This window comes from Paenibacillus sp. JJ1683 (assembly GCF_053006485.1).
Genome location: NZ_CM129820.1, coordinates 5154141 through 5178281 on the forward strand (window position 1 = coordinate 5154141; position 24141 = coordinate 5178281).

18 protein-coding genes are annotated in these 24141 nt (G+C 47.5%); 1 reads left to right on the plus strand and 17 read right to left on the minus strand.

From position 1 onward, the window contains the following. Positions 1-19: 19 nt before the first annotated feature. From ACUC6J_RS22215 to argC, 13 genes are all read right to left on the minus strand, one after another. Positions 20-1654 carry a glycosyltransferase family 39 protein gene (locus tag ACUC6J_RS22215; RefSeq protein ID WP_447249428.1) on the minus strand — a complete coding sequence of 545 codons (1635 nt, stop codon included), beginning with the start codon at positions 1652-1654 and terminating at the stop codon, positions 20-22. A gap of 105 nt (positions 1655-1759) precedes the next feature. Continuing rightward, entirely contained in the window at positions 1760-3361 is a 1602-nt protein-coding gene (locus tag ACUC6J_RS22220; RefSeq protein ID WP_058830182.1) for an ArnT family glycosyltransferase, read from the minus strand. Then, positions 3358-3777 carry a GtrA family protein gene (locus ACUC6J_RS22225; RefSeq protein ID WP_013373353.1) on the minus strand — a complete coding sequence of 140 codons (420 nt, stop codon included), beginning with the start codon at positions 3775-3777 and terminating at the stop codon, positions 3358-3360. Before ACUC6J_RS22225 ends, ACUC6J_RS22220 begins: the two co-directional genes overlap by 4 nt. Continuing rightward, positions 3740-4747, minus strand: a complete 1008-nt coding sequence (locus tag ACUC6J_RS22230; RefSeq protein ID WP_017427078.1) for a glycosyltransferase family 2 protein — start codon at positions 4745-4747, stop codon at positions 3740-3742. Before ACUC6J_RS22230 ends, ACUC6J_RS22225 begins: the two co-directional genes overlap by 38 nt. A 23-nt stretch (positions 4748-4770) precedes the next feature. Continuing rightward, the gene (locus tag ACUC6J_RS22235; RefSeq protein ID WP_290409827.1) at positions 4771-7230 is read right to left on the minus strand and encodes a glycosyltransferase family 2 protein; all 2460 of its coding nucleotides are present in this window, start codon (positions 7228-7230) and stop codon (positions 4771-4773) included. Then, positions 7223-7474, minus strand: a complete 252-nt coding sequence (locus ACUC6J_RS22240; RefSeq protein WP_447249429.1) for a hypothetical protein — start codon at positions 7472-7474, stop codon at positions 7223-7225. Before ACUC6J_RS22240 ends, ACUC6J_RS22235 begins: the two co-directional genes overlap by 8 nt. A gap of 510 nt (positions 7475-7984) precedes the next feature. After that, on the minus strand, positions 7985-9403 hold the full coding sequence (gene argH, locus ACUC6J_RS22245; RefSeq protein ID WP_447249430.1) for an argininosuccinate lyase: 1419 nt from the start codon (positions 9401-9403) through the stop codon (positions 7985-7987). A gap of 85 nt (positions 9404-9488) precedes the next feature. Beyond that, a complete protein-coding gene (locus ACUC6J_RS22250) occupies positions 9489-10724 on the minus strand; it encodes an argininosuccinate synthase (RefSeq protein ID WP_257126359.1) in 1236 nt (411 codons plus the stop codon). Positions 10725-10775: 51 nt separating this feature from the next. Then, a complete protein-coding gene (argF, locus tag ACUC6J_RS22255) occupies positions 10776-11732 on the minus strand; it encodes an ornithine carbamoyltransferase (protein ID WP_318300731.1) in 957 nt (318 codons plus the stop codon). Between the two features lie 48 nt (positions 11733-11780). Then, positions 11781-13043, minus strand: a complete 1263-nt coding sequence (locus tag ACUC6J_RS22260; protein ID WP_045244625.1) for an acetylornithine transaminase — start codon at positions 13041-13043, stop codon at positions 11781-11783. A gap of 52 nt (positions 13044-13095) precedes the next feature. Continuing rightward, positions 13096-13935: an acetylglutamate kinase gene (gene argB, locus ACUC6J_RS22265; protein ID WP_016822940.1), complete on the minus strand. Its 840-nt coding sequence runs from the start codon at positions 13933-13935 to the stop codon at positions 13096-13098. Positions 13936-14053: 118 nt separating this feature from the next. Beyond that, positions 14054-15280, minus strand: a complete 1227-nt coding sequence (gene argJ / locus ACUC6J_RS22270) for a bifunctional glutamate N-acetyltransferase/amino-acid acetyltransferase ArgJ (protein ID WP_447249431.1) — start codon at positions 15278-15280, stop codon at positions 14054-14056. A gap of 107 nt (positions 15281-15387) precedes the next feature. Further along, positions 15388-16437 carry an N-acetyl-gamma-glutamyl-phosphate reductase gene (gene argC, locus ACUC6J_RS22275; RefSeq protein ID WP_016822938.1) on the minus strand — a complete coding sequence of 350 codons (1050 nt, stop codon included), beginning with the start codon at positions 16435-16437 and terminating at the stop codon, positions 15388-15390. A 378-nt stretch (positions 16438-16815) separates the two neighbouring features. Between argC and ACUC6J_RS22280 the strand changes: the two genes are divergently transcribed. Further along, a complete protein-coding gene (locus tag ACUC6J_RS22280; RefSeq protein WP_025365972.1) occupies positions 16816-17703 on the plus strand; it encodes an SMP-30/gluconolactonase/LRE family protein in 888 nt (295 codons plus the stop codon). A gap of 92 nt (positions 17704-17795) precedes the next feature. Here the strand turns inward: ACUC6J_RS22280 and ACUC6J_RS22285 are convergent, their stop codons facing one another. The 4 genes from ACUC6J_RS22285 to hpf form a co-directional block, all read right to left on the minus strand. Further along, positions 17796-18695, minus strand: coding sequence for a YitT family protein (locus tag ACUC6J_RS22285; protein ID WP_277508296.1), 900 nt, complete (start codon positions 18693-18695; stop codon positions 17796-17798). A gap of 96 nt (positions 18696-18791) precedes the next feature. Beyond that, a protein-coding gene (gene prfB, locus ACUC6J_RS22290) for a peptide chain release factor 2 (protein ID WP_100212693.1) occupies positions 18792-19905 on the minus strand; the annotation gives its coding sequence in 2 pieces (ribosomal slippage) (positions 18792-19832 and positions 19834-19905; 1113 coding nt in all). Between the two features lie 446 nt (positions 19906-20351). After that, positions 20352-22802, minus strand: a complete 2451-nt coding sequence (secA, locus tag ACUC6J_RS22295) for a preprotein translocase subunit SecA (RefSeq protein WP_025365974.1) — start codon at positions 22800-22802, stop codon at positions 20352-20354. Between the two features lie 412 nt (positions 22803-23214). Next, positions 23215-23775, minus strand: a complete 561-nt coding sequence (gene hpf / locus ACUC6J_RS22300) for a ribosome hibernation-promoting factor, HPF/YfiA family (protein WP_016822933.1) — start codon at positions 23773-23775, stop codon at positions 23215-23217. Positions 23776-24141: the final 366 nt, after the last annotated feature.

Below are 24141 nucleotides of genomic sequence, written 5' to 3' on the forward strand. Positions count from 1 at the left end.
GGGATTGTTGTTATACCCATCAGGGATTAGTCGTTGTCTCCGTCGTTAGAGATCCATTAGTTAATGACTTAGGCAGTACTTTATACAGGCGCCACTCGCCGTTAAACTCACGTTCAAGTTGAACCCATGGGGCACCATGTTCATATAAATTCGGATATACCATATTGATCTTACTCAGCGGCATGCCTGACATAATCTTAGGTACAAGGATATAGTCCACATGATTCTCCTGCGGATAACTTAATGCCTTATTGAACGCATAATCACTGGTGATCAGAAAACGTTTGGAATATTGGCTGTAGACGATCATTGTGTAGGCTGAAGCTGAATCAGTCATAATGGTAGACTTCGGCAGATGCTCATCCAGCCAAACGGCAATCTTGCGATCTGATTCCTGTCTCACATAGTTCACATTCCCTGTGCGTGTGAGAAAGCTATTCTCATCCGGTGCAATATCCGGGCGAGTCAACGCATAGGAGAGTAATCCAGCGGTAAGTAGCAGACTGACGGACACTAGACCAAAGGCCGCCCTCCGCCATCGTCCCTGAAGCTGACTCAACTCATAAGGCAACCAGGCTACGGTAATTGGGAATACATACATAAAGTAACGAAACCACCCGTACGAGGATTGTCTCATCATAAGTAAAAATTGCAAGCCCGGCACAGACAGGAACAATAACAAAATAATCAGGGTTCCCCACCGGAATAAGCGTCCACTCAACAGACGGATGAACAGAATAGCAAACAATGGTACAGAGTACCAGATGGTTTTGGAAGCAATAAACTTCAAGGCTACCAGTGGATTGGAGAAAATCTCTACAAATTTATCATCATTCAGCAACTCTGCCGATTGGGCCGTGTTTGAATACTCTGAATTCAGGAAATAAAAGGCATTCCCCATAATGAGATAGTTAAAGAAAATCCACAACAGCCCGGAAAAGACCACAGGAAGCAAAAGAAGTAACCAGGTTGCCTCGACTTTATGCAGCTTTTCCCGCAGGGCCAGCTCGCGTCTACCCAAGTTGCGATGAAGAAATAAGATCGCCAAGACTACGCCAACAGCCATTGCCACGCCTAGAGGCACCGCTTCATAACGAGTCCAGAACGCCATGGCAAGCGCTAATCCAGAAACAATCAGACTTGCCGTCATGCGGTCCTTGAGCCACAGCGCAAATTCAATCACTGTCATCATAATAAAATATATGTATAACGAATCGCTCAGACCGTTGGCACCAAACAGTAAAATAAACGGATTCAGTGCATACAACAAAGCCAACAGCAAGCTCATCCTAGAGCTAAGCCCTGTTCTGACACCTGCCCGATATAGCAACATTGCGGTCAAAGCAGAAAAGGTAGCACTCAGAATAACAGCAGCCAATCCATAGGAGGCTAATGCCGGAAAGATTGGATACAGCAATAGAATTACCATTTCCAGAAGACTGGGTAGTGGATTCCAGATAAATCCGATGGCGCCCAAATGCGGGTCACGGCTGTACAGCACATAAAATGCGTTAGCTACGCGACTGAGCGCGTCTGTGTGCATATATCCCAGAACATAGCTAAAATAGATGCCAGCAGACAGCTCCAATGCAAGTATAAACACAAACAGACCTATAGCCATCCATCTGCTTGCAGACATTTTTCGAAAGGACATTCCTCTCGTTCCCCCTCAAACTTCTTGCGGCGGTGCAGCTGTAGGGAAATTACGCCCGACAGCTGTATCCTTTCCTCCGCTACGATGCACTAACATACAATAAAATTATTGCAGTTCTTCATGCTCTATCTTGTACAATCGCCACTCCCCGTCAAAGTCATGCACCAACGAGGCCCATGGCGCCCCCTTTTCAAACAAATCAGGATAGTTCCGGTTCACCTGATCCAGCGGTACCCCTTCTACCAAGCGCGTAACCAAAACATAATCCACCTTGGAGGCAGGCAGATCCGTTAAAGATTTTCCAAAATCATAATCACTCGTGATCATAAACTTCTTCGGAATTTTACTGCTCAAAATGATCGGATAGGCCGTATAAGAATCAGTCAAAATGAGAGATGAGCCATAATGTTCATCCAGCCATGACCCTATTTTCCGTTCAACAATTTGCCGAGTATAGCTTTCATTGCCACTATGCGTCAGATAGCTATGCTCATCCGCCGCAATTGCGGGGTTCGTCAGTGCGTAGGATAACAAGCCTACTGTTACCAACATTCCTGCCGTTACCAGTGAGATTCCGATCCCCCGCATTTTCCCCTTCAACAGACTAAGCTCATACGGCAGCCAAGCAACCGTAATTGGGAATACATACATAAAATATCGGAACCAGCCAAACGAAGAATGCTTAAGCATCAGTAAAAGCTGAAGCCCGGGTACCGATAAAAAGATAGCCAGCAGCGTTAACGTGCTCCAACTCCACAGACGTTTGTCCAATAGGCGTATAAGCAAAATGGCAATTAACGGAGCCGCATACCATAAGGTTCGTTGCCCGACAAACTTTAGCATCAGCACAGGATGAGCAAACATTTCCACAAAGCGCTGATCCTCCAGCAAAGCCGCTGATTGTGTGGAATTGGAATACTGCGAACGTAAAAAGTAAAGCGGGTCGCCCATGATAATCCAGTTAAAAAAGAGCCACAGCAAACCGGAAAAGACAAGCGGCAGCAACAATAGAAGCCATGTCGCTTCTACCTTGTACAGGCGCTCTTTTAAAGACAATTGCGTTCTAACGCTCTCTCTGTTTGTACGCCACCGATGCAGAGAAAAAATCGTCAGTAATACGCCCAAAGCCAGCGCAACCCCCAGGGGAACTGCTTCGTAGCGAACCCAAAATGCCAATGCAAGCGCAAAACCGGATACGATCAAATTCGCCGCCTTGCGATCCTTAAGCCACATACAGAATCGACTCACTGTCAGCAGTATAAAAAAGATATATGGCGAGTCACTTAAGCCGTTGAAGCCAAACAGAAACATAAACGGATTCAGTGAAAATAACAGCGCAATCAGCAAACTGGTTGCACCGTGAAGCCCTAGTTCTTTTCCCGTCCCGTACAATAATGCTGCACTCGCCCCAGCAAACAGGCTGCTCACAATCACTGCTGCCAGCCCATGGGAAGCGAGTGCGGGAAATAAAGGATAGAACAACAGCACAATGAGTTCCATCAAACTCGGTAGCGGATTCCACACAAACCCAATAGCACCCAAATGCGGGTCACGACTATAGAGTACATAAAATGCATTAGCTACTCGACTGAGCGCATCGGTATGCATATAGCCAAGATGCCATGCAAAATAAACACCCACGGCTAATTCTAGAGCAGCAATACAAGCAAACAATGACAACAACTTTCCATGTTTCCTTACGATCATGAAACCTCTTTCTGACGCTGTTGCGGAACGGAGAAGATCCAATAGCGGTTCCAGATATAATTATGAACTGGCACGATGATGGTAGTTAAGACTTCACCGATCAGATATGACCAACCAATCCAGTGAATGGTTACGTACATCAGAGCGGCATTCAGGAGCAAGCCGCAGGTACAGACCAATAAATATTTAAGAAACTGAGTGCGGCTCCCTTCGCCGGTAGGCTCGAACGTCCAGTTACGATTCAGCACATACGAAACGAGCAGCGTAACGATAAAACCTATGGTAGTAGCCGTTACTGCAGGTATTGCAAACAACTCCACTAGCAGCACAAGCACACCGACGTGAATGCCTGTACCCAGCAGTCCGACAATACCGTATTTAATGATTGGATACTTTAGATACGAACGTCTGATCATGTTGATTAAACTCCCTATCCACCCACAATCGGTCAGCATTCGCCCGTTTGTCTGCAATTAGATAACGGGGTCTGGCTTTGACTTCGTGATATATGGCGGCAATATATTCTCCTACCACTCCAATCGACAGCATGAGTACACTGCCGATAATCAAAAGCAGTAAAATGACAGTGGTAAACCCGGTCACAGCGTCACCCGTTATTTTGTGCATTAAGGTTTGAATCCCCAACACGACCGAAATCAGCATGAAAATGAGACCCATTAAACTCACTACCCGCAAAGGTACCGTCGAGAAAGAAACGATCGCTTCCGCGGCCAATCGAAACAGCCCTAACGGACTCCAGCGGCTTGGACCCTCTTCTCGTGGAGCCACCCGGAATGTAATCTGGGTTTTACGAAAACCGAGCCAGGCGGTCATCCCGCGAAAAAACGGCATACGCTCTGGCATCGCCATCCAGGCATCCACCACTCGTCGATCCAGCAGCTTATAATCGGAGGCATCCTTGAGATTAAAGCCCGTCAAGCGATTCAAAGTCGCGTAGAACAAAGAAGCTCCGAGCTTTTTGCCTACAGACTCTTCTCCCCGAAATTCTTTCACACATTCAACTAAATCATAACCTTCGTTCTGCCACAAACGCACCATTTCCCCGATCATTTCAGGAGGATGCTGCAAATCACCGTCCATGACAATGATCGCATCGCCAGAAGCATTTTCCAAACCTGCGCACAATGCCAGCTCCTTACCAAAATTCCGACTCAGCCGGAGTGCGAGCAAAGAGGGCATACGACGGGACAATTCGGACAACTTGAGCCATGTATCATCTTTGGAACCATCATCTACAATAATGAGCTCATAACGTGAGGTGACAACAGACAGCACCCCATCAATCACCTTAAGAGAACGTTCGAGGTGTGAGCCTTCATTGTACATAGGAATGACGACGGATAAAAAAGGGTTTTTTGTCTCCATTCTTGCTCCTTCTTTCTTCATATTCAGGAGGACTGTGCCGGGGCATCATCCAAGTCATGCATATCGGTCAGACCATGCGTCGTTTTCTCCCAATAGAACGGCTTGGTTATAAGCTGCCAAGCTGCTTTTATCGCAGCTATACTCATAAGTACCCAATATAACGGTGAGAGTAGCCCATATTTGACCATCGCGTATGAAAATGTTCGTTCACCGCGCTCTTCCAGCTCACCGATGACCCAATACATGCCAGCCACATTACTGAATACGAACAGAAAGTTACCGATATAAAATTCCGCGCTGGCTAGGTAGTACACATAACCCGGGAACAGCTTGGGAATAAAGGACAACTCCCAGCCAAACCATAAAATAAGCAAGCCCCAAAAAATCGGGTTCAGCAACGGCAACATCGGAGTCGCCAGAATCATTACCTGAAAACCGAAAAAGCCCTTCCAGCCCACTTCGCGCACTAGCTTAACCGGATTGCGCATATGAACCAGCCATGTCTGCATATATCCCTTGATCCAACGTGAACGCTGACGAATCCAGTTGCCCACGCGGCTGTTCGCTTCCTCCCATGTGCGGGAATCAACAATGGCCGTTTTGTAACCACCTTTATACAGACGAATGCCCAGATCGGCATCCTCGGTTACATTATAGGGGTCCCACGCATTAATATCTTTCAATACAGATACCCGAAAATGATTGGACGTACCGCCCAACGGAATAGGGGTATCTAACTGCATAATTCCTGGCAGCAGCAATTCGAACCACATACTGTATTCTTGTGTGAACCAGCGGGTCAGCAAATTTTGTGTACTGTTAAAATAATTGAGCTTCGCTTGAATACACGCATAATTCTCAGGGAGTGAATCAAACGCTGCAATGACTTTTTTAAGTTGGTCAGCATCGGGACGATCCTCAGCATCGTAAATGACGACAAACTCGCCGCGGGCGCGAATAAGTCCATAATTACATGCCTTCGGCTTGGTTTTCGGCAAGCCATCAGGCACGACCAGTGTCGTGTAATAGGCAGGCAGCTTCATTTCACGCAGCAGCTCAATCGTCTCAATGTCGTCCTCTTCAATCAACAGCCGTACATCCAGTTTGGACTTTGGATAATCCAGCTGTTCCAAATTCCGTAACAACATCGGAAGCACGCCCGCTTCCTTATACATCGGTACAAGAATCGTATAGATCGGCAGTCTTTTTTCATCCATGGCGTCTACCTCTTCCTTCGTGAAGCGAAGCTGCGCCCCACGCCGGGAACCGAGATAGATAATACCAAATTTGAATAGCGTCATAGCAAAATAAAACAGCTGAATCATCATATTAATGATCAGCACCGTTTTCCAACTGTTCCAGAGGAGGCCAAGCAGTGTGATCATTCCCATAGCTGCAAACACCCAGAGCTGTCCCTTGGTAAAGGTGGTCCGCGCCGAATTATGCGGTTCTTTTTCCAATAGCCCGGTCGTGCTCTCTTGCATCATTTCCTCACCGTAGATTTTACCCCAGAGCTGCTCCATCTCTTCCTTCGTTGCAAGTACCTGCTCTACCGGCATACCCAGAATTTCTTCCAGCTTCAAGCGTCGCTCCTCTGGCAGTGGATCACTGACCGCTACAATATAGCGGTTCATATATTGGTGGATGACGACCACGCCATAAGCCATGGCCACTTGCTCGGGTAGCTTGTACGCCGCATCCAGCGCCAACTCCTCACCAATACGCCCGATTCGGTTCTGTGTAGCAATCGCGCGGTACAAATCCGCTGGCTCCAGCATTTGCAATGACAGCAAGATGTCGCCGAGCAGTCCGCCGCTCTTCGCCTGGAACTCGAGCGCACGCTCTAGCTGCTCCGGTGTAATATAGCCGGAACGAACCAGCATATCGCCCAGTCTCTCCTTGGACTCATCACCGTCAATTTGCTCTTGTAGCTGCTCAGCTGTAATGAAACCCATCTCTACAAGAATATCGCCCAGTCTGCCACCGTAACGCTTCTGGTTGCGGATAGCATCTGTCAGCTGATCCCGGGTAATCATCCCGTTCTCCACCAGCTGATCTCCCAGACGGGCCTTGCCGTTTCGTCCGGTCTGCGTTCCTGCTGCCGCCTCTCCGCCTTCTGCACCAGGGATACTGGAAGCAAGACCTATAGCTGCTCCTGCCGCTGCTTGTTCCTGCCCAGATGCATATTGGACTTGCGCCTCCTGCACCTGTCCATCCTGTATTCCTTCATCCAGCAATTGTTCCACAGCTGCTGCTGTATCATTGGCATTCTGTAAAGCCTGAATACGAAGTTCTGTATCCTGAAGTCGCCGTTCCAACTCTTCGATATGAAAATCAAGCTTGTACAGTATCGGGGCCTGCTCTGCACGCTGAGCCTCTAGCTGTTGTTGCAGTTGTTCGATTCGCTGACGCTCTTCTTTTATTCTTCTCTTGGTTTGGCGAATTGAAACTCCTCCAACCTGCCACCTAAGCTTGTCACCCATGAATTCCCGCCCTTTCAATCCAGCGCCGCTCTTCCGCAAGCGCGTCCGTAAGCAGCTGCTTTAACTCGGTATCCCGCTGCTTCTTCCGCTCCAGCGCCGCGTGGAAAAGCTCCCGCTCCTCACGTAGCAACTTCTCTGCCTGGATTCGCTCCTCATGCAATGAGGATACCAATCCATCGGCGTCAGAAGCGCGATAACCGATCCAAGCGCTCTTTAGCTGACGCGTCGTTCGTTTAGTTCTCATAATACCTCCCTGGATCGTCCCGACTCTGCCTTTTGCTATGTCGCTACTTCAATATTTTTAACGGCTATTCTTTCGAAACCAGGGCACACCTGTTTTCTCATTTAGGCTCTTCATTTACACATTTATGAAATTCCCCTGGTCGAAAAAGCCATTAAACACTTGACAATGATTTATCGCATATGCTTCTCGTTCTACTAAATTGGTAATTCAATGAAAAACTTAGTGCTATTCTACCATAATCCTAGTAGGCGTAGTATACAAAAATGTAAATTCTAGAAACTTTCACACTAATGTATGAATGGGTCTATAGAACTACGCGAGTCAAACATCGTAGACGATATACTTCCAATAATTCTATGTAGTTCATGATTATTCCGATCATAAATCTTTCAACCCTCTCGGAAAACACAAAAGACACCGCGAACGGTGCCTTTGAAAACATAGCTGGCAAATATTCTTAAAATCTGATTTTACACAGCATTCCGTTGCTGTGCAAGAGAATAATTTTCTTTACGGATTAATTTTTGGCTTATGATTTTCAAACCATGTTGACGTGTTCACTAGAAGCTGTTCACTACGTCCAATGGCTGCCTGCACCTGACCGGTGGCGGTTCCGCCATACACATTCCGAGCATTGACTACCGCTTCTGGTTGAAGCACCTCATAAATCCGCTCGTCGAACAGATCCGAAAACTGCTGGAATTCATCCAGTTTCAGATCAAGCAAATACTTGCCCTGCTGGATGCAATACAGCACCGTTTTGCCGATAACCTCATGGGCCTGACGGAACGGAAGCCCCTTGCCGACCAGGAAGTCCGCAATATCCGTTGCGTTGGAGAAATCCTGGTTGACCGCTTGACGCATGCGATCCTTGTTCACCTTCATGGTGGCGATCATCGGAGCGAACAATTGCAAGGCTCCCTCCAGCGTAGCAACCGTATCGAACATCCCTTCCTTGTCCTCCTGCATATCCTTGTTGTATGCCAGTGGCAAGGACTTTAGTACTGTCAGCAGACCAACGAGGTTTCCATAGACACGCCCGGTTTTGCCACGTACTAACTCCGGTACATCCGGGTTTTTCTTCTGTGGCATAATGCTGCTGCCTGTGCAGAAAGCATCATCCAGCTCGACAAAACCAAACTCCGTGCTGCTCCATAGCACCAGTTCTTCACTCAGACGGGACAAATGCGTCATAATCAGCGAGGCCCCGGCCAAAAACTCTACGATAAAGTCCCGATCACTAACAGCGTCCAGGCTATTTTCATAGACGCCATCAAAACCGAGCTGCTCAGCTACAAAATGACGATCAATCGGGAAAGTGGTTCCAGCCAAAGCGCCAGCCCCGAGCGGCAACACATTGATGCGCTTGTAGCTGTCCTTGAGTCGGTCAATATCACGCTCTAGCATAGACACATACGCTAGCAAGTGATGCGCGAACAAAATAGGCTGCGCACGCTGCAAGTGTGTGTATCCAGGCACTATTGTGTCCAGATTGTCCTTGGCCTGCCCAATTAATGCAACTTGTACATCATGCAGCATACCTACCAGCGATACCACACGTCCGCGCAAATACAAGTGCATATCCGTTGCCACCTGATCGTTACGACTGCGTCCAGTGTGGAGCTTACCGCCGACCGGACCAATGGCCTCGATCAGGTTTTTTTCAATATTCATGTGAATATCCTCATCCGAAATGGAAAATTCAATTTCCCCACGGCGGATACGCTCCAGAACGGTGTGCAGTCCCCCCTTGATCGTGTCTGCATCCTCCTGCGGAATAATACCGCATTTGCCCAGCATGGCCACATGAGCCAAACTACCTTGAATATCTTCTTCCGCCAACGCCTGATCAAACCCAATAGAAGCCGTATATTCCTCTACCAGCTTGTTCGTTTGCTTTGTAAACCGTCCGCCCCATAGCTTACTCATTGCATGATCCCCTCTCTGCAATAACAAGCCGCCCTCGTCGTTTGGACAAGAACGGCCCGCATTCCGTACAGTGTTAGATTACATCTTATTTATGATTTTGTGTTACGCCCGCATTTACCTTCAAACGCAAAGCATTCAAGCGGATAAAGCCTGTGGCATCGCCTTGGTCGTAGGCTTGCGTCGGATCAGCTTCCATGGTTGCAATGTCTGGGTTGTACAAGCTAACTGGACTTTTAACGCCTGCACCGATAATATTGCCCTTGTACAGCTTCACGCGCACCGTACCACTGACATTTTTCTGACTCTCATGAACCAGTGCCTGTAAAGCAACACGTTCCGGCGCGAACCAGAATCCATTGTACACCAAGGTAGCATAACGGGTAATCAGGCTATCACGCAGATTCATAACCTCGCGATCCATTGTGATGGACTCCATTTTGCGGTGAGCTGTGAACAGGATTGTACCACCTGGCGTCTCATAGACTCCGCGGCTCTTCATACCCACAAAACGGTTCTCTACCATATCTACGCGTCCGATTCCATGCTTACCGCCCAGTTCATTCAGCTTTTCCATCACTTGCAGCGGAGATAGCTGTTCACCGTTCAAAGCGACGCAATTGCCTGCTTTAAATTCCAGCTCCAAATATTCTGCTTCATCAGGCGCGTCCTCAGGCGCGTTACTAAGCAAGAACATTTCTTTATTTTCAGGAGCGCTCGGATCAAACCAAGGGTCCTCCAGCACGCCGCTTTCATAGCTGATATGCAGCAGGTTGCGGTCCATGGAGTACGGCTTGGCTGCAGAAGCGGTTACCGGAATACCGTGTTTTTCCGCATAGGCAATCATTTCTGCCCGGCCCGGGAACTGGTTGCGGAACTCTTCCAGCCGCCAAGGTGCAATGACTTGGATGTCCGGCGTTAGCGCCGCCGCGTTCAGCTCGAAGCGCACCTGATCGTTGCCTTTGCCTGTTGCGCCGTGGGCAATGGCTGTTGCTCCCTCGGCAATCGCAATATCGACCATCCGCTTAGCGATCAATGGACGTGCAATACTCGTTCCGAGCAAATATTGCCCTTCATATAAAGCACCCGCCTGAAACATCGGGTAAATAAAATCCTTGGCGAATTCATCACGCAGATCATCGATGTACACTTTGGAAGCTCCCGTAGCGAGTGCTTTTTCCTCCAAACCGTCCAGTTCTTCCTTTTGTCCGATATCTGCAGTAAATGCGATAATCTCAGCATCATAGGTTTCCTTGAGCCATTTCAGAATGACCGACGTATCCAGACCGCCGGAATATGCGAGTACGATTTTTTCTTTTGCCATTATTGAAGTCCTCCCCGAATGCTTATACCTCTATCTTCTTTACGATCAACTTTATCCCATTAAAGCAACTAGCAACGCTTTTTGTGCATGTAGACGGTTTTCCGCTTCATCAAAAATGACCGAATGGGGACCGTCGATTACTCCTGCACTCACTTCTTCCCCACGATGCGCAGGTAGACAGTGCAGGAATAAATAATCTGGCTTGGCGAGCTTAACCAGCTCCTCATTCACCTGGAAGTCGGCAAAAGCAAGCTCACGCTCCTTCTGCTCTTCCTCAAAGCCCATGCTTGCCCACACGTCTGTGTAGATCGCATCGGCATCTTTTACTGCTTCCTGCGGACTTTGCGTGATAACAATTTCACTCCCTGTCTGTTTGGCAATCTCTCGGGAAACCGCGACCACACTCGGGTCAGGCTCGTATCCAGCTGGACTTGCAATGGAGACATGCACTCCGAGCTTCGCTCCACCAATTAAGAGGGAATGCGCCATATTGTTGCCGTCTCCGATGTAAGCCAGTTTGAGTCCTTTCAGCTTACCCTTTTGCTCATATAAAGTTTGATAATCAGCCAGCACCTGACACGGATGCGCCAAATCGCTCAAACCATTAATCACAGGAACGGATGCATAACGCGCCAACTCTACGACATTATCGTGCCCAAAGGTACGAATCATAATGCCATCCAGATAACGTGACATCACTTGGGCCATGTCGCTAATCGGTTCACCGCGTCCCAGTTGAATGTCATTTTTGCTGAGGAAAAGGGCATGCCCGCCCAATTGATACATACCGACTTCAAAGGATACCCGTGTGCGTGTGGAGGACTTTTCGAAAATCAGTCCAAGTGTTTTCCCCTTCAGCGGCTGATAAGCTTCTCCGTTTTTGTGCTTACGCTTAATTTCAATGGCGAGATCAATTAAATACTGGATTTCCTCTGGCGAGTAATCGTCCAGCTCTAGAAAGTCCCGTCCTTTCAAATTCACCTGTTGCAGTGCGCCGCCCTGGCTCATGTGATCCTCTCCTTTTACGCTCTAATCTCGGATGCTTCTGTCTTTACACTAAGCTACGTGCTCCCGAATCAATTCAGCAATCCATGCTACAGCCTGATCTATTTCGTCTTTCGTTACATACAGGTTAGGCAACAAGCGAATCACGTTCGGTCCTGCTGTAATGAACAGAATGCCCTTCTTCTGTCCTGCCAAAACAAGCTCTGCTACCGGCTCCGCACACTCAATCCCGACCATCAGACCTTTTCCGCGGATATCCTGGACAAAAGGAATATCTGCAAGCTGCTTTTGCAGACTCTGGAAGAGATAATCTCCCATTTCGGCAGCGCGTTCTGGCAGCTTGTCATCAATAATCGTTTCAACGGTCGCTTGAACTGCTGCCATAGCAAGCGGTGTACCCCCGAACGTAGAACCATGACTGCCCGCTGTGAACGCTTCACGCAAATATTCTTTGCCTAGCATTGCACCGACCGAAAAGCCACTGCCCAGTCCTTTCGCCAATGTAAAAATATCCGGCTCAATCCCATAATGCTCAAAGGAAAACAGCTTACCTGTCCGTCCCATACCTGTTTGCACCTCGTCAATGATCAGCAGCAATCCATGTTCCTGGCACAGCTGGGTAATCACGTCTACGAAAGCAGGGTCTACCGGATACATGCCACCTTCGGCCTGCACCATTTCCAGCATAATTGCCGCTGTATTCTCATTGATCGCTGCTTCGAGCGCAGCCTGATCATGAAGCGGAACGCTTTTGAATCCGGCGGGAAGCGGTAAAAAGCCTTCTTTCACTTTGTCCTGACCCGTAGCAGTCAAGGTTGCCAGCGTCCGTCCGTGGAAGGATTGCGTGAACGTAATGATTTCATAGCGACCAGTCTGCTTCACCTTCTGGTGGTAACGACGCGCCAGCTTAATGGCAGCTTCGTTCGCTTCAGCTCCGCTGTTGCAGAAGAACACGGCATCTGCGCTACTATTAGCTGTCAGCAAGGCCGCGGCCCGCTCCTGCCCAGGAATATGAAACAGATTGGATACATGCCACAGTTCATCGATCTGCTTTTTCAACCGCTCCGCTACAGCTTGAGGCGCATGGCCTAGATTGGTAACAGCAATACCTGACATAAAATCCAGATAACGTTTGCCCTGATCATCCCACAGCCAGCTTCCTTGTCCTTTCACCAGTGTAAGCGGGTATCTTGCGTAGTTTGGAAAAAGAGAGCTATCTGCCTGCGTTTTTGCCGTCCCCTTTTGCGCTTGCGCTCCGCTTCCATTCGTACTTGGCATTTCCTCGCTCACCAGCGTATTCGGTTCCTTACTCATGTCGTTCACGCCCCTTTATCGTTTGGTTATATAGGTTGAGCATATATTGCAATTACTGCATGCGCACAATGCGTGTTCCAATTGATTCTCCGCTCAGCACACGGCTGAGTACCTGCGGTTCGCTGCCGTCAACGATGACGACTTCCTTCACTTTTCCGTGAATGCAGGCAATAGCCGCTCTCACTTTCGGGATCATACCACCGTAGATTTCACCCGTGCTGATCATATCTTCAATTTCCTGAATAGTGATCGATTCCAGCACCTTCTTCTCTACACCATTCTTTTTCAAAATACCGGGTACATCCGTCACAACAATCATTCGACTGACGCCGAGATGAGAAGCAACCGCGCCCGCCGCTGTATCGGCATTAATGTTATAACGCTGACCGGATCGATCAATGCCAATAGGCGCAATAACTGGCATATAGCTCATGTCCAGCACACCCGTAATAATCGATGCTTGAACAGATGTTACCTCTCCAACCCAACCGACCTCGGCAGCATTTGGCACAGGCTTTGCTTCAATTAAATAGCCATCACTGCCCGACAAGCCCAGCGCTCGCCCTCCGTGCATCCCTATTCGGCGAACAATCTGCTTGTTAATGCTGCCTGCCAGCACCATTTCCACGACATCCAACACGGGTTCAGTCGTTTTACGCAACCCGTGAATGAACTCCGTTTCGATTCCCAGCTTCGCCAAATTGTCAGAGATCGCAGGCCCGCCGCCATGTACAATGACTGGTTGAAGGCCTTCCGACTGCAGACGGGCCAAGTCGTCAAAAAAGGAATCAGGCAACGCAGCCAGCGTACTTCCTCCGCATTTCATCACAAAATTACGACGTGCCAGTCCCGCTTGTTTCGCTTGATCCGCGTGTCCCACTGCCGATTGCATATCATCTCTCCTTTTCTCCTCTGCACAATTCTGTGCGATTTTCAAATGATGCGAAAAACTATATCCGCTCGCTTCTTCTATTAACTATTAAATATCCATCTGTATTTAAATCTGGTATCTATGTCCGATAAGCCGCATTAATCCGCACATAATCGTAGGTTAGATCACAGCCCCATGCTGTAGCCATTCCGTTCCCGTGATGCAAGTCAACGATAATTTGCACCATATCTCCACGTAAATAGGAAAGTGCCTCGGCTTCATCAAAAGCAACTGGACTTGATTGGTTCAGCACGATAATGTCACCTAAGCGGATGTCTACCGTATCGGGATTCACCGGCTCTCCAGCACGTCCGACGGCTGCAATAATCCGTCCCCAGTTAGCGTCTGCGCCAAAAACGGCTGACTTCACCAGACTAGACCCAATTACGGTCTTGGCTATCGCCTGGGCAGAAGCATCGCTTACCGCTCCGCTTACGGACACCTCTACCAGCTTCGTAGCACCTTCCCCGTCACGGGCAATCGCCTTCGCCAGCTCCCGGCAAATATAAGTGAATGCCTCGGCAAAAGCCCCCCAATCAGGATGCTCTGCGTTCAACTCGCTGTTGCCTGCCAGTCCGCTTGCCATAGCGATTAGCATATCGTTCGTGCTGGTATCCCCATCGACCGTAATCATATTAAAGCTAGTATCCGTGGCCTGCTTTAATAGTTGATGAAGAGCCGTCTGCCCGATGACCGCATCACAAGTTATAAAAGCGAGCATGGTTGCCATATTCGGATGAATCATACCCGATCCTTTTGCCGCCCCGGCGATGTGCACGGTCACACCGTCCACTTCAACTGACACACATGCTTCCTTTTTAACCAAATCCGTTGTCAGAATGGCTTGGCTAAATTGCTCCGCTCCATCGTTTGCCTCGCTCATCCGCTTAGGTAGTGACGATATACCGCCAAGCACACGATCCATTTTCAGATGCTCGCCAATTACACCCGTCGAAGCAACAGCTACAGTGCTCTCTGCCACACCCAGTTCACGAGCAGCGGCCGAACGCATAGCGTAAGCGTCCTGCTCCCCTTGCTGTCCTGTACAGGCATTGGCGTTCCCGCTGTTCACTACTATCGCCTGCAATCGACCGTTTGTCAGGCTCTCGCGAGTCACCTTCAGCGGTGCAGCCTGAAACACATTAGTGGTATACACCGCAGCAGCTGTCGCCTCTACCTCACAGCGAATCGCGCCGATATCGTTGCGGTTCGTATTTTTCAATCCACAGTGCAATCCCCCGGCTGTAAAGCCACCCGGAGTTACGATGTTGCCCCCATGTACTACTGTAAATCCTAATTTACCCATAATTATGTGCCCTCGCCCGCATTATAAGGAATGAATGGCAGCCGGACGCTTGCGTTCTCAAACCTGCCCGCTGTCGTTCTCCTGTACCTGTTGCGTTTACGTGCTACTTACGGATATACCGGTATGAAGCCCAGTCCGAGGTTCTCCTCCCATCCCATCATCAAATTTAAATTCTGAATCGCCTGCCCAGCGGCACCCTTCACAACATTATCAATGACAGAAATAATCGTAAGACGCCCAGTACGGGCATCTGCTGCAAAACCGATGTCGCAGTAGTTCGAACCAAATACTTCTTTTGTTGCCGGCCATATACCTTCGCCACGTACACGGACAAAAGGATGGCCTTTATAATAATCCCGGTATAACCCGATAAGGTCCTGATCCGTATGATCACCTTTCAACGTGACATAAATTGTACTCATGATTCCTCGCGTCATAGGCACCAGCTGTGTCGTAAACGTAATTGTAACGTCCTCGCCCGCAACATCACCCAATACCTGTTCGATCTCAGGGATATGTTGGTGCTTATTCACCTTATAAGCCTTAAAATTCTCATTCATCTCCGCATAATGTGAAACAAGACTTGTTCCCCGACCGGAGCCGGATACCCCGGATTTAGCATCCACAATCAGTGACCGATGGTCAATCCAATCCGCCTTTAAGGCAGGAATAATTCCCAATAGTGTTGCCGTGGGATAGCAGCCTGGATTCGAAATAAAAGAAACTCCAGCAAGCTTTTCTGCATACACCTCGCTGAGTCCGTAAACGGCTTGCTTGAGATACTCGGGTGAAGCCGCAGGCTTTTTGTACCATGCTTCATACGCTTCCCCGCTTCGGAGCCTAAAGTCCCCGGAAAGGTCAATCACCTTCAGTCCGACATCCAGAAGCTGTGGCACTAATTTGGTGCTAACGCCTGATGGCGTAGCTGTGAAAACCAGATCAGCCTTGGCAGCAATTTCATGGATATCGACACCGTCCAAATCCTGTACCACAATATCCGTCAGATGTGGAAACCCATCACTAATCGGGACACCCGCGCTGGATGAAGAAATAACAGATACAATCTCCACCTGCGGATGATGAACCAAAAATCGAATCAGCTCCACTCCGCCATATCCAGTGGAACCGACAATTGCTACCTTTAGCTTGCTGCTCACAGACCTTCCTCCATTCCGTCCCTATGAAATATGTATTATTATACGACTCTATTCATATAAATACAACACCTCATGTCATGTTATTCCTCCAAATTTAAAATATGCACTCTTGCCCATTCTTTTGGCCGCCAAGCTGTACAGGCTACAATTAAGGAAAACAAAAAAGACAGACCCCCTTGCGAATCTAGTCTTCTATTTTGCATAAGAAAAGGAGCGTTCCCTTTATATATTATCTTGTATATTGGTATTCATCCGGTTTATACATTTGCTGCACTTATGTATTCGTTGGACATTGAATAGGGTATAAAGAGTGAGTATGTACGAAAATAAACCTATACGTTAGGGGTGCTACACATCAAAACATATACAGCGAATTTAGTGATAGATGCTAAAGCCAAATTAGGCGAGGGTCCCAGTTGGGATCATCAGTCGCAACGTTTATTTTGGGTCGATATTGAGGGTTTTCAATTACACATTTACGATCCATCTACAGGCACAGATCGTACCATAGATGTGGGTGAACATATTAGTGCAGTCGTCCCTTATCTTAAAAATAAAGTAATCGTGGCCATGATCAGCGGTCTATACTGTTTGGATATTGAAACAGGAGCCAAAGTATTGATCCACGATCCTGAGGAAGGTAGATCAGGAAATCGATTTAATGATGGTAAATGTGATCCTGCCGGACGTTTTTTGGCAGGAACCATGAGTTTAAATGGCGAACGCGCACAAGGAGCGTTGTATAGTCTGAGCACAAAAGGAAGCGTCTCCTTACTGGTTGATAAAGCTTCCATATCTAATGGCTTAGCCTGGAGCCCAGATCATCGTACCATGTACTATATTGATACTCCGACCTTGGAAGTGGTCTCCTTCGATTACGATGTGACACAGGGCACCATTAAGAATAAGCAAGTGGTAGCTAGATTGGATGAAAGTGAAGGATATCCAGATGGCATGACCATCGATGCAGAGGGCATGTTGTGGATCGCGCGTTGGGGCGGTAAACGTGTTTCTCGTATCCATCCTGCTCAGGGAGAAGTAATTGCTGAGGTTTCACTTCCAGTCAATTGTGTGACTTCATGTGCTTTTGGCGGTGAACATCTGGATGAGTTGTATATCACAACTGCTCAAGATGGCGATAATACCGACCAACCACTAGCAGGCGGTTTATTTATGGTCAAAACCGGAGTAAAAGGAGTACCGACCTCATATTTTAATCAAGGACAAGCAGCAGATTGGCTTGATCTGTTACCAAAAAAGGCTTGATAAAGCTGTTCTGAAAAGAGAAAAGCCCACTACATCAGTGGGCTCTCCTACATTGATTCAGTTAAGAGCAGCGTCCAGAAGGCTACATTATGCTAGCCTTCCCTTTTGAACCCTTCACCCAATACCTCACGTGTATTACTAATAATCACAAAAGCTTCCGGGTCTACCAAGCGAACGAGCGTTTTGAGGCGGGTTACCTCGTTTTGCCCGACTACAACCATAAGTACAGGACGTTCTTCGTTCGTGTAACCCCCCCGTCCTGCAAGCTCTGTCAAACCACGATCCAAATCCTGTAAAATAGTTTGCGTGATCTTTTCCTTTTGATTGGATATGATGTAAGCCACTTTGGAGTAACCCAATCCCATTTCTACAGCATCAATGACTTTGCCGGTCACAAACAAGCCAATCAATGCATACAGAGCTCGCTCCGGCGACAGGGCGAAACCAGCTAGCGTGATCACTGTGCCATCCATTAGCATGACACAAAGAGAAAGGCTAAAACCGGTATACTTTTGAATAATCTGTGCTAAAATAGCCAGTCCACCCGTCGAGCCTCTGCCCCGAAACACAGTGCCCAAGCCCAATCCTACTCCGATTCCACCATACAGCGAAGCCAGCAACGGATTGGTTGTGGGGACTGCCCAATCCTTCGTCACATAAACGAATAGTGGCAGCATGATGCTGCCCAGCAGGGAACGCAAGCCATACTTTTTTCCTAACAGCAGTACTCCTGCTATAAATAACGGAATATTCATTCCCCACTGCGTATAGGCCGGTTCCAGGCCAAACAGGTCCTCGCCCAAGATAGACAGGCCAGATACACCCCCGGATGCAATCCGGTTGGGAAGCAAGAACATGTTAAAGGTCAACGCTGTAATGAAGGAGCCGAGTATAATTAGCAAAACATCGGTCACGTTACGCGCTGGTCCACTGGCGGCAATCAGAGGCTTACGCCTTCTTCGGCGGGCAGTGGGAGGGTTCAATTGAGACATCATTCACGTTCTCCTTTAATAAAAATACCGTCACACAAAAATTCCTACAGGCCGCAGGCACGTAGACTGCGGTTCTGTAGGAAAACATACAGACAATTATTCTGCGTCCAGCTTAATTTGGCTGCGCAGGTAACCATCGATGAATGGATCGAGATCGCCGTCCATCACTGCCCCGACGTTGCCAGTTTCCACGCTGGTACGGTGATCCTTAACCATGCTATATGGATGGAACACGTAGGAGCGAATTTGGCTGCCCCATGCAATGTCGGACTGTTCACCACGGATTTCGTCCAATTGCTGCTGTTGTTCTTCGATCTTGCGTTCATAGAGCTTGGAACGAAGCATCGTCATTGCACGTTCACGGTTTTTGATCTGGGAACGTTCATTTTGACAAGTCACGACAATACCGGTAGGCAAATGCGTAATCCGAACAGCCGAGTCGGTCGTATTAATATGCTGACCACCTGCACCGCTGGCCCGGTACGTATCAATTTTAAGATCTTCCGTGCGGATCTCAATATCCACATCATCCGCAATTTCCGGTACTACATCACAAGACACGAACGATGTATGTCGACGACCGGAGGAATCAAATGGAGAGATGCGAACCAACCGATGTACGCCTTTCTCCGCCTTGAGATAACCGTAGGCATTATAGCCTTTGATCAACAGGGTTACACTCTTTATCCCTGCTTCATCACCCGCTAAGTAATCCAGAGTCTCCACCTTGAAGCCCCGTTTTTCTCCCCAACGTGTATACATGCGCAGCAGCATTTGACCCCAGTCCTGCGACTCGGTACCGCCTGCCCCCGGGTGCAGCTCCAGAATAGCATTAAGCTTGTCATAGGGCTGATTTAAAAGCAATTGCAGCTCAAATTCCTCCAGCTTGCTCAGCAGGGATTTGATACTGTTTTCAACTTCTCCAGCCAGCGCTTCATCGCCTTCCTCTTCAGCCAGCTCAACCATCATACCTGCATCTTCATATTCCTGACGCAGCTGTTCATAGCTGTCCACAGAAGATTTCACAGCATTCATTTCAGCAATTACGCCTTGGGCTTTTTCGTTATCATCCCAAAAATCAGGCGCTGCCATCTTTTCCTCAAAGTTCGCGATCATTTCCTGTTTGAGATCTAAGTCAAAGAGACCCCCTAAGGTTTGTTAGTTTCTTGCCTATTTCTCGTAAATCATGTTTTACACTTGGATCAATCATGGTGTCATTCTCCTTTTAATATAGGGTTAGGGGGAGTAAAGCGTTATGAGTTACGGCTGGTGGGTGGGCGCTGCGCGAATGATTTGATCTTACGATCGCTGACGCTTCTCCAGATTCAAATCCTTCGCTTCCCTACCGACCACCGTAAAGTCAAACTGCTTTTACATAACTGGCTCTGGTATGTGAGCCAGATCAACTGCAGAATTGACTGACAAATAAGCAGAGACTTGCTTATTTGTCATAATTGTTTAAAAAGAATTGAGAGCAATCTAGCCATTCATCAATGTTCAGACTGATCCTCCAACAGAAAAGCTATAAGTTGAAGACATCAGTGTCGTCCCCTGATGGCACAAAATGGCCGACGGTCAGTGGTTGAACTGCCGCCTGCCATTATATGCATTGCAGAGGATAGTGTATATCAAGACCTATCCCTTAATTTTAATCCGTTATTTTCTACGCGGACGCGAAGGAGCGGATTTCTTTTTGGGAGCCGCAGGTTCGCCACTCGTCGAGATTTTGTCTTCGTCGATGACAGCCTGACGCTCTTGGTTGGATTCGATTTGTGCTTTCATAATGTAGGTCGCAACTTCCTCTTGGATGCTGGCGATCATAGCATGGAACATTTCGAAGCCTTCAAATTGGTATTCACGCAATGGATCAGTACCACCATAAGCACGCAAGTGAATACCTTGACGCAATTGATCCATAGCATCAATATGATCCATCCATTTGCTGTCAACTGCACGCAATACGATAACCTTCTCGAACTCACGTACCATTTCTTCGCCGATCATCTCTTCACGGCTGTGGTATCTGTTGGTAACTTTTTCGAAGATCATATCGACCATCTCTTCTTTTTCCTTACCCCACAGATCGTCGCGCGAAAGTGTGTTTTCCTCAAGCAGGTTGTTGTTCACATACTCTGCAACTTCTTCCAGTTCCCAGTTTTCAGGGATATCATCACCACAGTGAGCTTCCACTACACGCTCAATGACAGGCTTGATCATGTCGAACACAATTTCCTTGATGTTCTCTGATTCCAGCACTTCACGGCGTTGTTTGTAAATAATAGCACGCTGCTGATTCATCACGTCATCATATTGAAGAACGACTTTACGCTGATCAAAGTTATTCCCTTCGACACGTTTTTGAGCTGATTCGATAGCACGTGAAATCATACGGCTCTCGATAGGTTGATCTTCTTCGAAGCCCAAGCGCTCCATCATATTCAGTACGTTGTCTGCACCAAAACGCTTCATTAACTCATCGCCCAGCGATAAGTAAAACTGCGTGGAGCCCGGATCACCCTGACGCCCTGCACGTCCGCGAAGCTGATTATCAATACGACGGGATTCATGACGTTCTGTACCGATGATGTGCAAACCACCGAGTTCTGCAACGCCTTCGCCCAGTACGATGTCAGTACCACGTCCAGCCATGTTAGTAGCGATGGTAACCGCGCCAGCTTCACCTGCACGGGAAATAATCTCAGCTTCTTCCGCATGATACTTGGCGTTAAGCACTTTGTGACGAACGCCTTTGCGTTTCAACATTTCAGAAAGAAGCTCCGAGTTTTCAATAGAAACCGTACCTACCAATATCGGCTGGTTCTTTTTGTTACGCTCCAGAATTTCGTCTACTACAGCATGGAATTTACCCTTCACGCTCTTGTACACTACGTCAGGCATATCTACACGCTGGTTAGGCTTGTTCGTCGGAATTTGGAGCACTTCCAGACCGTAGATTTTTTTGAATTCTTCTTCTTCTGTTTTAGCTGTACCCGTCATCCCCGCCAATTTGCGGTACATACGGAAATAGTTTTGGAATGTAATTGTCGCCAGTGTCATGCTTTCATTTTGGACAATGATGTTTTCCTTCGCTTCAATAGCTTGGTGCAAACCATCACTGTAACGACGTCCAGCCATCAGACGACCTGTAAACTCATCGACAATCAGGACCTCACCATCAGCCACGACATAGTCCACATCCAAACGCATAATAGCGTTAGCTTTCAAGGCTTGTACGATGTGGTGATTGATTGTAACACTTTCCTGATCGTACAGGTTTTCAAGACCAAAGAAATTTTCAGCCTTGGATACGCCGTTTTCGGTCAAAGCAACTGACTTCACCTTAATATCCAGCGTGTAGTCTTCTTCAACATTCAGACTCTTCACAAAACGATCAGCCGCAAAATACAGCTCGGTCGATTTTTGAGCTTGTCCTGAAATGATCAATGGTGTACGAGCTTCATCGACGAGAATGGAATCCACTTCATCAATGATACAGAAGTACAACGGACGCTGTACCATCTGTTCTTTGTAAAGCACCATATTATCGCGCAGATAATCGAACCCGAACTCATTGTTTGTACCATACGTAATATCACAAGCATAAGCTTCCTGTTTGGCAGCATGATCCATATTGGCCAGGTTCAGACCTACGCTCATTCCCAAGAAATTATAAATTTGTCCCATTTCTCCGCTGTCGCGTTGTGCCAAATAGTCATTGACTGTAACCACGTGCACACCTTTGCCCAACAGAGCGTTCAAATAAACCGGCAATGTTCCCACCAGTGTTTTACCTTCACCGGTTTTCATTTCTGCGATTTTTCCTTCGTGCAACGCAATACCGCCGAGCATCTGTACGTCATAGTGACGTTTGCCCAGCACCCGCTTGGACGCTTCACGAACCGTTGCAAAAGCTTCCGGCAGCACTTCTTCAGCCGTAGCACCTTGTTCAATCCGCTCTCTAAACTCCGCCGTCTTGGCTTTCAGTTCCTCATCCGAGAGCTTCTCAAAATCAGGCTCTATTTTATTGATCAGTTCAACCGTCTTCATTAAACGTTTGACGTCACGTTCATTTGTATCCCCAAAAATTTTTTTGACAATTCCTAGCATGGTTTACCCCTTTCGCGCAAAACAATTAATAGAATCAATTTCACAATAAGAAAGGGTCCATGATGAAATTGATTCCCGATATGTTTGACAGGCCCGGCTATACCAGCCCATCGTGCGATGTTCTTTGCATAAATTGTAACAGTTTGTAGGACATGCCGCAACACAAGCAGCCTCCAGATTTGCATCCGGTTAAAGATACCAAAACAATTGACGCACGAAATACACAATTGGTTACACCTGTCCAAGCTGAAATTTTCAATCATGTTTACAATAAACATATAAAAGAGCCCTATCCCGCCAGGTTCGCAAGGATAAGGCTCGTGTTATGATCATTTTCCTAATATCCATGAAGCATGCTTCAATCGAAAACATTCTATTCACTTTAAAATGTGATGAGTTTCTGCTTCACAGGCTATTCTCGTTCGATCAGACCGTATTTACCATCATTGCGTTTGTAAACTACGTTAACTTCCTCATTATCAATATTAGAAAATACAAAGAAATTATGTCCAACCATGTTCATTTGCAGAATAGCTTCTTCCACATCCATAGGTTTCAACAAGAAACGCTTGGTACGAACGACTTCCAGCTCATCCATTTCCGCATCCTCATCTTCGGCAACAGCCACGCTACCCGCTGGATCTTCCACAAAAAGAGTTTTCAAACTACCTTCCTGCCGGAATTTCCGGTTAAGCTTAGTTTTGTGCTTGCGAATTTGCCGTTCTAGCTTGTCTACCACGGCATCAATGGATGCATACATGTCATCGCTTTCGTCTTCGGCACGGAGTACAAGCCCCGGCAAAGGAATGGTTACTTCTACAGTGTGCAAATCTCTGGTTGTGCTTAACGTTACACTTCCATCAGACGTCGGGGGTGCATCGAAATACTTCTCAAGTCTGCTGAATTTCTTTTCAACGTAGTCCTTCAAAGCGTCGGTAACCTCGATCTGTTGACCTCGTACTGTTAAGTTCATAGGGCACGCCTCCTTTGCCTCTTCAGTATAACACATATGTTAACGCCAAGTAAAAAAACCTATCAACATTTCGACGGATTTTTACAAAATCCCTCATGATTCGATAAAACGCTTCCAATAACGCCATTCTATGAAAAGGGTCATGTTTAATTTTAGCTCGCATACATATGTGAATAATGAAGAGATATTTAAATAGCTACTCCGCTGGTGTCGTGACAGATCCACTATTTGGAGCTCATGCTAATCTATTTTATCGAAGGAGGAGGGGGGGCCATATCAAGCTGAATCAGGTATAGGAACTTATGCCGTATGCAAGACCTGATTATCATGCAGGCAATTTATACGAAAGGATCATTACACCCAGCC